10 protein-coding genes are annotated in these 12,478 nt (G+C 63.4%); all 10 read right to left on the reverse strand.

Annotated elements, in window-relative coordinates:
- Nucleotides 1-164: 164 nt before the first annotated feature.
- The 10 genes from ftsZ to AC54AG_RS27345 all read right to left on the reverse strand — a co-directional run bounded on the left by ftsZ (nucleotide 165) and on the right by AC54AG_RS27345 (nucleotide 12,470).
- Nucleotides 165-1,373, reverse strand: a complete 1,209-nt coding sequence (gene ftsZ / locus AC54AG_RS27300) for a cell division protein FtsZ (RefSeq protein WP_496632466.1) — start codon at nucleotides 1,371-1,373, stop codon at nucleotides 165-167.
- Between the two features lie 154 nt (nucleotides 1,374-1,527).
- Entirely contained in the window at nucleotides 1,528-2,760 is a 1,233-nt protein-coding gene (ftsA, locus tag AC54AG_RS27305; protein ID WP_010394955.1) for a cell division protein FtsA, read from the reverse strand.
- Between the two features lie 45 nt (nucleotides 2,761-2,805).
- The gene (locus AC54AG_RS27310; RefSeq protein WP_128141357.1) at nucleotides 2,806-3,618 is read right to left on the reverse strand and encodes a cell division protein FtsQ/DivIB; all 813 of its coding nucleotides are present in this window, start codon (nucleotides 3,616-3,618) and stop codon (nucleotides 2,806-2,808) included.
- 1 nt (nucleotide 3,619) lies between these two features.
- A complete protein-coding gene (locus tag AC54AG_RS27315; protein ID WP_319993360.1) occupies nucleotides 3,620-4,588 on the reverse strand; it encodes a D-alanine--D-alanine ligase in 969 nt (322 codons plus the stop codon).
- 1 nt (nucleotide 4,589) lies between these two features.
- On the reverse strand, nucleotides 4,590-5,993 hold the full coding sequence (murC, locus tag AC54AG_RS27320) for a UDP-N-acetylmuramate--L-alanine ligase (RefSeq protein ID WP_496632468.1): 1,404 nt from the start codon (nucleotides 5,991-5,993) through the stop codon (nucleotides 4,590-4,592).
- A gap of 10 nt (nucleotides 5,994-6,003) precedes the next feature.
- Nucleotides 6,004-7,098 (reverse strand): undecaprenyldiphospho-muramoylpentapeptide beta-N-acetylglucosaminyltransferase, encoded by a 1,095-nt coding sequence (gene murG, locus AC54AG_RS27325; protein WP_072456921.1) that lies wholly within the window; start codon nucleotides 7,096-7,098, stop codon nucleotides 6,004-6,006.
- Complete coding sequence (gene ftsW / locus AC54AG_RS27330; RefSeq protein WP_034748882.1) at nucleotides 7,095-8,306, reverse strand: putative lipid II flippase FtsW; 1,212 nt, start codon at nucleotides 8,304-8,306, stop codon at nucleotides 7,095-7,097. The genes murG and ftsW overlap by 4 nt, the downstream gene beginning before the upstream one ends.
- Nucleotides 8,306-9,862 (reverse strand): UDP-N-acetylmuramoyl-L-alanine--D-glutamate ligase, encoded by a 1,557-nt coding sequence (murD, locus tag AC54AG_RS27335; RefSeq protein ID WP_496632471.1) that lies wholly within the window; start codon nucleotides 9,860-9,862, stop codon nucleotides 8,306-8,308. The genes ftsW and murD overlap by 1 nt, the downstream gene beginning before the upstream one ends.
- A complete protein-coding gene (mraY, locus tag AC54AG_RS27340) occupies nucleotides 9,862-11,037 on the reverse strand; it encodes a phospho-N-acetylmuramoyl-pentapeptide-transferase (protein WP_034748886.1) in 1,176 nt (391 codons plus the stop codon). Before mraY ends, murD begins: the two co-directional genes overlap by 1 nt.
- Nucleotides 11,038-11,039: 2 nt before the next feature.
- The gene (locus AC54AG_RS27345; protein ID WP_331778689.1) at nucleotides 11,040-12,470 is read right to left on the reverse strand and encodes a UDP-N-acetylmuramoyl-tripeptide--D-alanyl-D-alanine ligase; all 1,431 of its coding nucleotides are present in this window, start codon (nucleotides 12,468-12,470) and stop codon (nucleotides 11,040-11,042) included.
- Nucleotides 12,471-12,478: the final 8 nt, after the last annotated feature.

Raw genomic sequence — 12,478 nt, forward strand, 5'->3', positions numbered from 1 at the left:
TCGATTGAGGGTTCTGCCGGCATGATGCCGACACTGCGCGATAGTATGCCTGACTTGCCGTATTTGTGCAGAAAATGGCCGGAAAGGCAAAGTCAAAAGTCAAAAGCCGGCAAAAAAAACGGCGGCCCTCAGGCCGCCGTCATCTTTACTGACATCAGATCACCTTAATCCGCTTGCTTGCGCAGGAACGCTGGAATGTCGTACGTCTCCATGCCATTCTTTTCCATCGCGCGCACTTGCTCGGAAGCCGATTCGCGGCGCCATACTGCAGGCGCCTTCATGCCGTCGAAACCAGCTGCCGGCGTGGCCACGCCTACCGTCGTCGTCACCGCTTGCGCGCTACCCATGGCAGCCGACGGGGTCAGCGGGCTGTTGTGGGTGCCGGTGCGCAGCACTTGCTGCGGTACCAGCTGGATGTTCTTCTTGGCGCGGCCCAGGCCCGTGGCCACCACGGTCACGCGGATGTCGTCGCCCATGGCGTCGTCGTAGGCGATACCTTGCGCGATCGACGCGTCCGGCGCGGCAAACGCGCGCACGGCAGCCATGACTTCCTTGATCTCTTTACCTTTCAAGCCACGGCTCGCCGTGACGTTGACCAGCACGCCGCGCGCGCCCGACAGATCGATGCCATCGAGCAGCGGCGAAGCGACAGCCTGTTCGGCGGCGATACGCGCGCGGTCGACGCCGGAAGCCGTCGCCGTACCCATCATGGCCTTGCCCTGCTCACCCATGATGGTTTTCACGTCGTTGAAGTCGACGTTGATATGGCCAGGCACGTTGATGATCTCGGCAATGCCGGCCACCGCGTTGTTGAGCACATCATCGGCGTGCTGCATCCATTCCAGCATGCTTTCGTCTTCGTAGATCTCTTCCAGTTTTTCATTGAGGATGATGATCAGCGAATCGACGTGCAGGGACAGCTGCTCCAGGCCTTCGTCGGCGATGTCCATGCACTTCTGGCCTTCGTACGAGAATGGCTTGGAGACCACGGCCACCGTCAGCGCGCCCAATTCCTTGGCCACTTCGGCCACGATGGGGGCGGCGCCCGTACCGGTGCCGCCGCCCATGCCGGCGGCGATGAAGACCATGTGCGCGCCGCGCAGCGAATCGGCGATACGCGTGCGCGACTCTTCGGCCAACTGGCGGCCGACGGCAGGCTTCATGCCTGCGCCCAGACCGGTATCGCCGATCTGGATGATGTTGTGGGCCTTCGATGTCGACAGGGCCTGTGCGTCGGTGTTGGCGGCAATGAACTCCACGCCCGACATGCCTTTGTTGATCATGTGTTGGACTGCATTGCCACCCGCACCGCCGACGCCGACGACCTTGATGACGGTACCTAAAGCTGTGTTATCGACCATATCGAACTCCATGATGTGCTCCTATCAGATGCGGTTTCCAAGCGCCAGGCCTCATATTGGTAGGAGAACTGGAGATTGAAAACTGCGGTTAAATATAAAATTAAGTTATGTGTGTGTACCTGCGATGCTGCCAAAAAACCTGTACTGCCGGGCGTAAATCATGCCCTTAAAAATTCCCTAAAAACCATTCCTTCATGCGCTGCCAGACTGCCTTCACCGAGCCGTCCTGACGCGTCACGATGTGGCCGCGCAGGTATTGCTTCTTCGCTTCCAGCAGCAGGCCCAATACCGTGGCATAGCGCGGACTGCGCACCACGTCGGCCAGCTGGCCCCGATACTCGGGCGTGCCAAGGCGCGCCGGTTTCAGGAAAATGTCTTCCGCCATTTCCACCATGCCGGGCATGATGGACGTGCCGCCCGTGAGCACGATGCCCGAGGACAGCACGCCTTCGTAACCGGATTCGCGCACCACCTGGTGCACCATGGCGAACAGCTCCTCGACGCGCGGCTCGATCACTGCCGCCAGCGCCTGGCGCGACAGGTTGCGCGGGCCGCGGTCGCCCAAGCCAGGCACTTCCAGCGATTCGCCGGGGTCGGCCAGGACCTGCTTGGCCACGCCATAGCGGATCTTGATTTCTTCCGCTTCCGCGGTCGGGGTGCGCAAGGCCATGGCGATGTCGTTGGTGATCTGGTCGCCGGCGATGGGAATGACTGCCGTATGGCGGATCGCGCCATCGGAGAATACCGCCACATCGGTCGTGCCGCCGCCGATGTCGATCAGCACCACACCCAGTTCCTTCTCGTCGGGCGTGAGCACCGCATCGGCGGACGCCATCGGCTGCAGGATCAGGTCCGACACTTCCAGGCCGCAGCGGCGCACGCACTTGACGATGTTCTGCACCGCCGACACGGCGCCGGTGACGATATGCACCTTCACCTCCAGGCGGATGCCGCTCATGCCGATAGGCTCGCGCACATCTTCCTGGCTGTCGACGATGAACTCTTGCGGCACCGTGTGCAGCAATTGCTGATCGGTCGGAATGTTAACCGCTTTTGCCGTCTCGATGACGCGCGCCACGTCGGTCGCCGTCACTTCCTTGTCCTTGATGGCCACCATGCCGCTGGAATTGAAGCTGCGGATATGGCTGCCCGCAATGCCCGCGTACACATTGCGGATCTTGCAGTCGGCCATCAGCTCGGCCTCTTCAAGCGCGCGCTGGATGGACTCCACCGTGGCCTCGATATTGACCACCACGCCCTTTTTCAGGCCCTTCGATTCGTGCTGGCCCAGCCCGATCACTTCGTGGCGCCCGTCGGACATCACTTCGGCTACCACCGCCACCACTTTCGAGGTGCCGATGTCGAGGCCGACGATCAGGTTTTTCGCGTCTTTTGTCATTTCTTTCGCCTAGTTTTTTGGGCTATTAATTAATTGGGTATTCGGTTAAGCCGGTTTTTTAATCGGACTGCTGTTTTTCTTCTTGATCACTGGCTTGCCATCCTTGCCTTCGGCCGGTATCACCAGGCCGGCGGAACTGAGCGCCAGGCCATTCTGGTAGCGCATATCGATCGTGTCGATATTTTCCAGCCGGCTCGCCAGCTGCGGGTAGATGCCCACCAGGCGGTCGACCCGCGCCTTCAGGGTCGTATGATTCTGCTCGCGTCCCAGCGCCACGCTCATGCCGTTATTCAGTTTCACGGTCCACGCATAGCGGCTCGACAGCGACAGGGTTTCCGGCACCATCTTCAGCGGCGCAAACCACTTTGCCAGCTGCACATAGGTGGCCAATACTTCTTTTTCGCTGCCATCGGGGCCGGCAAACGCAGGCAATTCATGGTCGTCTTCGGCTTCGGCCACATTCGCCGTAAACACGTCGCCCTTGACTGACAGCAGACGTCCATCTTCGCCCCAGGTACCCAGCGCTTCGTGTTCTTCCAGCGCCACGATCAGCTGGTTCGGCCACTCGCGCCGCACGCTGGCACGGCGTACCCAGGGCACCGATTCGAACACGCCACGCACGCTTTCCAGGTTGGTCGTGAAAAAATTGCCCTTGATGCGGCCCAAAGTGCCGCTGCGCAGGGTCAGGTAATTCACGTGGCGCAGGCCCTTGTCGTCCGCGCTTTCCACCTTGATCGTGCGCAGGTCGAACATGGGACGCTGCGACACCCACCAGACGCCGGCGGCCACGCACACGACCAGAACCGCGGCCAGCAAGCCGTTGGCAGTCGTATTGAGGCTTTTAGCGTCATGCCACATATCAGTGCTGTCCCTTGTGCATTTTCAAACGCGCGCCAGCGACGATTTCCAGGCACAGGTCTTCATAGCTGATGCCCACCGCGCGCGCCGCCATCGGCACGAGCGAGTGACCCGTCATGCCGGGCGAGGTATTGACTTCCAGCAGGAACAGCTTGCTGTCGGCCGCGCGCATCAGCACGTCCACCCGTCCCCAGCCTTCGCAACCGAGGGCGCGGTAGGCTGCCACGGCGATGCGTTCCATCTCCGCCACGATCGCCGGGTCCAGCTGCGGCGGGCAGAAATACTGCGTGTCGTCCGTGAAGTACTTGTTCTGGTAATCGTAATTGCCTTGCGGCGCGACGATTTCAATCGGCGGCAGCGCGCGCGCCGTGGCGCCCTTGCCCAGGATCGCGACGGTGAATTCGCGGCCCTTGACGAATTCCTCGGCCAGCACGGAATCATCGAGGCCGGCGGCGATGTCGTAGGCTGCCTGGAAGGCGCCCGCCTCGTTGACCGTGGTGATACCGATGCTCGAGCCTTCATGCGGCGGCTTGACGATCAGCGGCAAGCCCAGTTCTGCGGCGACCTTGGCCAGGTCGGAGCTGTCATCGAGCACCGCGTACTTTGGCGTCGGCAGTTGATGCATCAGCCAGATCATCTTGGTGTAAATCTTGTCCATGCCCACCGCGCAAGCCATCACGCCGCTACCCGTGTAGGGAATGCCCAGCTGTTCCAGCGCGCCCTGCAGGCTGCCGTCTTCGCCAAAGCGGCCGTGCAGCGCGATGAAGACGCGGTCGAATTTTTCAGCGGCCAGTTCGGCCAGGCTGCGTTCGCCCGTGTCGAACGCGTGCGCGTCCACGCCGCGGCTTGTCAACGCGGCCAGCACGCCCGTGCCGGACATCAGCGACACTTCGCGCTCGGCCGAGCTGCCGCCGAACAGGACGCCAACCTTGCCCAATTGTTTTACATCGATAGCTGAAGCTTGGTTCACATCAGGCCTTTACAGTGTTGGATGGATACGTAGTCAGTTGTTGCGGGATACCGCTGATGGAGCCCGCGCCCATGGTCAGCACGACGTCGCCGTCGCGCGCCACGCTCATGATGGTGTCGGCCATGTCCTTCATGGACTCGACGAAAATCGGTTCGATCTTGCCGCGCGCGCGCAGCGCATGCGCCAGAGCGCGGCCGTCGGCGGCGACGATAGGCGCTTCGCCCGCCGCATACACCTCCGACAAGAGCAGCACGTCGGGCGCGCCCAGCACTTTCACGAAATCCTCGAACAGGTCGCGCGTGCGGCTGTAGCGGTGCGGCTGGAACGCCAGCACGAGGCGGCGGCCAGGATAGGCGGCGCGCGCGGCGGCCAGGGTCACTTCCGTTTCCACCGGATGGTGGCCGAAATCGTCGACCAGCGCGAAGCTGCCGCCGTTCGGCAGCGCCACGTCGCCATAGCGCGTGAAGCGGCGGCCCACGCCGGAAAACTCGGCCAGGCCTTGCTGCGTGGCGCTGTCGGCGATGCCGATTTCGCGCGCGATGGCGATCGCCGAGCAGGCATTCTGCACATTGTGCATGCCGGGCTGGTTCAGCACCACATCCAGGTTCGGATAGCCTTCCTGCAGCACGGTGAAATGCATTTCCAGGCCCACGGCGCGCGCGTTGATGGCGCGCACTTGCGCGTCTTCCGCGAAACCATAGGTGGTGACGGGCTTGGTCACGGACGGGATGATGGCGCGCACGTGCGGATCGTCGATGCACAGCATGGCGCGGCCATAGAAAGGCAAGCGGTGCGTGAACTGCACGAAGGCCTGCTTGAGCTTTTCGAAATCGTGCTCGTAGGTGTCCATGTGATCGGCGTCGATATTCGTGATCACTTCGATCATCGGCGTCAGGTTCAAGAACGAGGCGTCCGATTCATCGGCTTCGGCCACCAGATAGTCGCCCGAGCCCAGCTTGGCGTTCGCGCCGGCGCTGGTCAAACGGCCGCCGATGACGAAAGTCGGGTCGAGACCACCCTGCGCCAGTACGGAGGCGACCAGGCTGGTGGTCGTCGTCTTGCCGTGCGTGCCGGCAATCGCGATACCGCGCTTCAGGCGCATCAACTCGCCGAGCATCACTGCGCGCGGCACCAGCGGAATCTTGCGCGCGCGCGCGGCCGCCACTTCCGGATTGTCCTGCGGGACGGCGCCCGACGTGACCACCGCATCGGCGTCGCCGATATTTTCCGCCGCGTGGCCGAGCATGACGGTCGCGCCCAGGCTCGCCAGGCGCTGCGTCGCCGCATTGCTGCCCAGGTCGGAGCCCGACACCTTGTAGCCGAGGTTGACCAGCACTTCGGCGATGCCGCTCATGCCGCTACCGCCAATGCCGACAAAGTGGATATTGTTTACTTTATGCTTCACAGAGCTAACCTCATGCCAGTTTTTCCAATACGTGTGCGATCGCCTCATTGGCGTCGCGCTTGCCTGCTGCCAGTGCCGCTTGCGCCATGTGCTGGCAGGTATCCCGCGTCAAGGACGCCAGCAATGTGCTCAGCGACGCCGCACTCATTTCCGTTTGCGGCAGATGAATCGCCGCACCTTGTTTCGCCATCCATTGCGCGTTGTCGCGCTGGTGGCTGGTGGTCGACGCTACCAGCGGCACGAGCACGCTGGCCACGCCGGCCGCCGTCAATTCCGACAGGGTGATCGCGCCTGCGCGGCAAATCACCAGGTCGGCCTCGGTATATGCCCTGGCCATGTCGTCGATGAAGTCGACCACATTGGCTTGCACGCCCGCCTGCGCATACGCGGCATGCAGGGCGTCGATATTCTTCTTGCCCGACTGGTGCGTCACCAGCGGGCGCTCGCCCTCCGGCATCAGGGCCAGCGCGGCGGGCAGGTTGTCGTTCAGCGCTTTCGCGCCCAGGCTGCCGCCCACGACGAGGATGCGCAACGGCCCGCTGCGGCCCGCGAAGCGAAGCGCCGGCGGCGCCATGGCGAGGATCTCGGCGCGCACGGGATTGCCCGTGACGACGGCCTTGCCGGCGGCGCTGCCGAAATCGGCGGGAAAGCCGAAGCACACCTGCTGCGCCAGCGGTACCAGGGTCTTGTTCGACAGCAGCAGCGCCGCGTCGGCATTGACCAGTACCAGCGGCACGCCCTTGAGGCGCGCCATCAGCCCGCCCGGCACGGTGACGTAGCCGCCCATGCCCATCACCACGTCCGGCTTGCGGCGCGCGATGAAGCGGCGGATGGCAAAGAAGCTGGCCAGCATCTTGAAGCCGCCCTTGACCGTGTGCGCCAGGCCCTTGCCGCGCATGCCCGAGAACGCAATGGCGTCCATGGGAATGCCGCTCTTCGGCACCAGGTCCTGTTCCATGCCGTGGGTCGTGCCCAGCCAGCTCACTTCCCAGCCGCGCGCGCGCATCGTCTGCGCAATCGCCAGGCCCGGGAAGATATGGCCGCCGGTGCCGGCCGCCATGATCATCAGTCTTTTCGTCGTTTTCAAGTTTGTCACGTTGTTCATAGCCGGCCTCCGCGCATGAGGATCCGGTTTTCGTAATCGATGCGCAGCAAAATCGCCAGGCCGATACAGTTAATCAGTACACCCGTGCCGCCATAACTCATCAAAGGCAAGGTCAAGCCCTTGGTCGGCAGCAGGCCCAGGTTCACGCCCATGTTGATGAAGGTCTGCACACCGATCCAGATGGCGATGCCCTTCGCAGTCAGGCCGGCAAAGGTCTGGTCGATGGCGATCGCCTGGCGGCCGATGTCGAACGCGCGCTTGATAATCCAGTAGAACATGCCGATCACGATCAGCACGCCAACCAGGCCCAGTTCCTCGCCGATCACGGCCAGCAAGAAGTCCGTATGCGCTTCGGGCAGGTAATGCAGTTTTTCCACGCTGCCGCCCAGGCCCACGCCAAACAGTTCGCCGCGCCCGAAGGCGATCAAGGAATGCGTCAGCTGGTAAGCCTTGTTCAGCGCATTGTCTTCCTGCCACGGATCGAGATACGCAAAAAACCGCTCGCGGCGGAATTTCGACAAGGCGATGATGGTGACGAAGATCGCCGTCAGCATGGCGCCGATGCCGCCGAACCAGATGGCGTTGACGCCGCCCAGAAACAAAATACCCATGGCGATGCAGACGATCACGCCGAAGGCGCCCAGGTCGGGCTCCATCAGCAGCAGCAAGCCGACGAAGCTCACGGCCAGCGCCATCGGCATGAAGCCCTTGGTCAGCTTGTGCATATATTCCTGCTTGCGCACCGTGTAGTCGGCCGCATACAGCACCATCACCACCTTCATCAGCTCGGACGGCTGCGGCCGCAGGCCCGGCAGGTTCAGCCAGCGGCGACCGCCGTTGACCGACACGCCCAGGCCCGGTATCAGCACCATTACCAGCAGCACCAGGGTGCCGATGAACAGCCACGGCGCGATCTTTTGCCAGGTGGCGACGGGGATGCGGAACACCAGCGCGCCAACGATGATCGAAATACCGATGAACAGCGCCTGGCGCACGACAAAGTAATTGTTCGTATAGGCGGCAAACTTGCGCGCGTCCGACAGCGAGATCGACGCCGAATACACCATCACCATGCCCAGCAACATGAGCAGCAGGACCACCCACACCAGCGGCTTGTCGTAGTCCATCATCTTCGACTGCCGCGCGCGGCTATCCAGCGGCTTGGCAGCCGAGCCGGAACCAAAGCTGAAGGGCAGTTGGAAGGCCATCAGATATCCTGTCCGTTTTCCAGGGCGATGTCGCGCACGGCGTCGACAAACACCTGCGCGCGGTGCGCATAGTTCTTGAACATGTCCAGGCTGGCGCACGCGGGCGACAGCAGCACGGCATCGCCGGCCAGCGCCAGGCTGCTGGCGCGCTTGACGGCTTCCGGCAAGGTGGCGCAGTCGACGATGTCCACGCCGGCCGGCTCGAGGGCCACGAGCAGCGCAGGCGCATCGCGCCCGATCAGCACCACGGCGCGCACATAACGCGAAACGGGTTCGGCCAGCGGCGAGAAATCCTGCCCCTTGCCGTCGCCGCCGGCGATCAGCACCAGACGCTGTTCCGCGCCGCCAAACGCCTTGCCCAGGCCAAACAGGGCCGCGACTGTCGCGCCCACGTTCGTGCCCTTGCTGTCGTCGTAGTATTCGACTTCATTGACGGCCGTGATCAGCTCCACGCGGTGCGGCTCGCCCTGGTATTCGCGCAAGCCGTGCAGCAGCGGCGCGAATGGCAAGCCGATGGCGCGGCACAGGGCCAGCGCCGCCAACGCATTCGACGCGTTGTGCTGGCCGCGGATTTTCAGCGCATCGGCCGGCATCAGTTTTTTCGCCATCGTCGGCACCGGTTCCGGTGCCGGATCGTTCTTCTTGCGCTTTTTCTCGATCACTTCTTCGCTGGGCACGGCTTGCGCCAGCCAGAAGATGCCGCGTTCATTGACGAGGCCAAAGCTGTCCACGTCCACCGGTTCGCCCGTGCCGAAGGTGATCATCTCGGCCAGCGGATCGGCCATGTGCATGACGGCCGCATCGTCGCGGTTCAATATGCGCACGGTCTGCTCGCCGAAGATGCGCGTCTTGTCGGCTGCGTAGGCAGCCATGTCGCCATGCCAGTCCAGGTGGTCCTGCGACAGGTTCAAGACCGTGGCCGCATCGGCCTGCAGGCTGAACGTTGTGTGCAGCTGGAAGCTGGACAATTCCAGGATCCACGCTTGCGGCAAGCTGCTGGCGACCGGTTCCGCCGCTTCTTCTCCTTCAGTCACGGGCTGCGGCGCCGGTTCGGCGTCAAGCACTTCGCGCAGCACGTCGAGCGCGGCCGGGCTGATATTGCCGGCCACGCGCGTGACCAGGCCCGCGCGTTCGCACAGCAGGCCTACCAGGCTGGTGACCGTCGTCTTGCCGTTGGTGCCCGTGATGGCGATGACTTTCGGCGCATAGCCGCGTTCCGCCTTCAAGGCGACCAGCGCCTGCGCGAACAGTTCGATCTCGCCCCACACGGGGATATTTTTTTCAGCAGCGGCCGGCGCGATGTGCGCCAGTTCGCGGCCCGGCGCCAGGCCAGGGCTGACGGCGACGAAATCGACGCCATCGAGCAGGTCGGCCGTGAAGGCGCCGGCGATGAACTGCGCCTGCGGCACGGCGGCCTGCAGCGCGGCCAGGCGCTCGGGCGCCTCACGCGTATCGGCCACGCGGACTAGCGCACCGCTGCGCGCCAGCCACAGGGCCATGGCCAGCCCCGATTCGCCGAGGCCAAGTACCAGTGCGGTTTTAGCGTCGTACATCATCAGCGCAGCTTCAAGGTAGTCAGGCCGAGCAGCACCAGCATCATGGTGATGATCCAGAAACGCACGACAACCTGCGTCTCCTTCCAGCCTTTTTGTTCAAAATGGTGATGCAATGGCGCCATCAGGAAGACGCGGCGGCCGGCGCCATAGCGCTTCTTCGTGTACTTGAACCAGACGACCTGGATGATCACGGACAGCGTTTCGACGACGAAGATGCCGCCCATGATGAACAGGACGATTTCCTGGCGCACGATGACGGCAATGGTGCCCAATGCGCCGCCCAGTGCCAGCGCGCCCACGTCGCCCATGAACACTTTCGCGGGGTGCGTGTTATACCAGAGGAAAGCCAGGCCGGAACCGGCCAGCGCGCCGCAGAAGATCACCAGTTCGCCGGCGCCCGGGATGTGCGGGATGAACAGGTAGCGCGCATACGTGGCGTTACCCGTCAGGTAGGCGAACAGGCCCAGGGCCGTGCCCACCATCACGGTTGGCATGATGGCCAGGCCATCGAGACCGTCCGTGAAATTGACGGCGTTGCTGGTGCCGACGATGACGCAATAGGTCAGCGCGATGAAGCCCCACACGCCCAGCGGATAGCTGATGGTCTTGAAGAACGGGACGATCAGGTCGGCCTTCGGCGGCAGATCCATGGCGAAGCCCGACTGCACCCAGGCGTAGATCAGATTCCACACGTGGCCCGCGTCGGGTTCCGACACGGAGACGGAAAACGCCAGGTAAAACGCGGCGACGATGCCGATCAGCGACTGCCAGAAGTATTTTTCGCGCGAGCGCATGCCTTCCGGGTCCTGGTGCACCACCTTGCGGTAGTCGTCGGCCCAGCCGACGGCGCCAAAGCCCAGGGTGACGATCAAGACCGGCCAGATGAAGCGGTTCGACAGGTCGGCCCACAGCAGGGTGGAAATGCCGATGGCGATGAGGATCAGCACACCGCCCATGGTGGGCGTGCCGTGTTTTTTCAGATGCGTTTGCGGGCCGTCCGTACGCACGGCCTGGCCGACCTTCATGCGCGTGAGCATGCGGATCACGGCGGGACCGGCGCACAGGCCGATCAAAATCGCCGTCAAGGTGGCGAAGACGGCGCGGAACGTGATGAAGTTAAAGACCCGCAATGGGCCAATGTCGTCCTGGAAATAATGAGCGAGCCAGAGCAGCATGATTAGTGAGCTTCCTTGTTATTGTTGTTTGAACCAATCAAATGCTGCACGGCCCGTTCCATCTTCATGAAACGGGAGCCCTTGATTAATACTGTTGCATCCGAACGGCCGGACAAATGCGCATCGAGCGCCGCCAGCAAACCGTCGAACTGTTCGAAATACTCCACGACCGTGCCCGATTCCTGGCTCGCGGCAGCTTGCGCCGGATTGACCAGATGGCGCGCCAGGCCGCCCGTCGCCAGCACGTGTTCGATGCCTTTGGCGGCGGCGTAGGCGCCGATCTCTTCGTGGAACTGCTGCCCCTGCGTGCCGACTTCGCCCATCTCGCCCAGCACCAGGATGCGCGGTGCCGCGGCCTGCGCCAGTACATCGATGGCCGCGCGCGCCGAATCCGGATTGGCGTTATACGTGTCGTCGATGATGGTGGCGCCATTGGCGGCACGTTTTTTCTGCAGACGGCCATTCACGGGAGAAAACGCCTCCAGGCCCTGCTTGATATGTTCGATGGCGATGCCGGCGCCGACGGCGCATGCCACGGCCGCCAGCGCATTGCGCACATTATGTTCACCGGCCGCCTGCAAGCCGACAAAGAACTGGCGCAGACTGCCGTCCTGCGCGCGCACGCTGACGAACAGGTCGCTGCCAAAATCCTCGGCCGCGCGGTGCGTGCAGCTGACGTCGGCCTCTTTCGACAGGCCGAACGTGATGGCGGCGCGTGCACCGGCCAGTTCGCGCCACAGTGGCGTGAATTCGTCGCCATGCGGGAAGACGGCCACGCCGTCGTCTGCCAGGGCCGCCAGCGCGGCGCCGTTCTCGCGCGCCACGGCTTCCACCGTATGCATGAATTCCTGGTGTTCGCGCTGCGCGTTGTTGACCATCGCCAGGGTCGGCGCGGCAATCGCGGCCAGGCGGGCAATTTCTCCCGGATGGTTCATGCCCATCTCGATGACGGCCGCCTTGTGATGCTCGCTCAGGCGGAACAGGGTCAGTGGCACGCCGATCTCGTTATTCAGGTTGCCGCGCGTAGCCAGACGCGCTTCTTCGCCGAAGGCCGCGGCCAGGATGGACGAAATCATCTCCTTGACGGTGGTCTTGCCATTGCTGCCGGTGACGCCGATGACGGGTACATTGAAGCGGCCGCGCCAATGGTTGGCGATGCGGCCCAGCGCGACCAGGGTATCGGCCACCACGATGGCCGGCACCTTGCCGCTGTCCCAGCCATCAGGCAGGCGCTCGACCACCACGGCGGCGACGCCGCGCGCGGCCACCTGGTCGAGGAAGTCGTGGGCGTCGAAACTCTCGCCGCGCAGGGCGACGAACAGCGAGCCGGCAGGGGCGCTGCGGCTGTCGGTCGAGACGCCGTCAAAAACGGCGTCGCCCGTCAGCTGCGCACCTTGCAGCGATCGCATCAGTTCCGTCAGGCTTGCGTGCATCAGGCGAT

The organism is Janthinobacterium sp. BCJ23, from assembly GCF_059617945.1.

Coding starts and splice junctions, on each gene's coding strand:
- mraY (WP_034748886.1), bottom strand. CDS start 11,037: ATGCTGCTCTGGCTCGCTCATTATTTCCAGGACGACATTGGCCCATTG.
- murD (WP_496632471.1), bottom strand. CDS start 9,862: ATGATGTACGACGCTAAAACCGCACTGGTACTTGGCCTCGGCGAATCG.
- murG (WP_072456921.1), bottom strand. CDS start 7,098: ATGAACAACGTGACAAACTTGAAAACGACGAAAAGACTGATGATCATG.
- ftsA (WP_010394955.1), bottom strand. CDS start 2,760: ATGACAAAAGACGCGAAAAACCTGATCGTCGGCCTCGACATCGGCACC.
- ftsZ (WP_496632466.1), bottom strand. CDS start 1,373: ATGGAGTTCGATATGGTCGATAACACAGCTTTAGGTACCGTCATCAAG.
- ftsW (WP_034748882.1), bottom strand. CDS start 8,306: ATGGCCTTCCAACTGCCCTTCAGCTTTGGTTCCGGCTCGGCTGCCAAG.
- AC54AG_RS27310 (WP_128141357.1), bottom strand. CDS start 3,618: ATGTGGCATGACGCTAAAAGCCTCAATACGACTGCCAACGGCTTGCTG.
- AC54AG_RS27345 (WP_331778689.1), bottom strand. CDS start 12,470: ATGCACGCAAGCCTGACGGAACTGATGCGATCGCTGCAAGGTGCGCAG.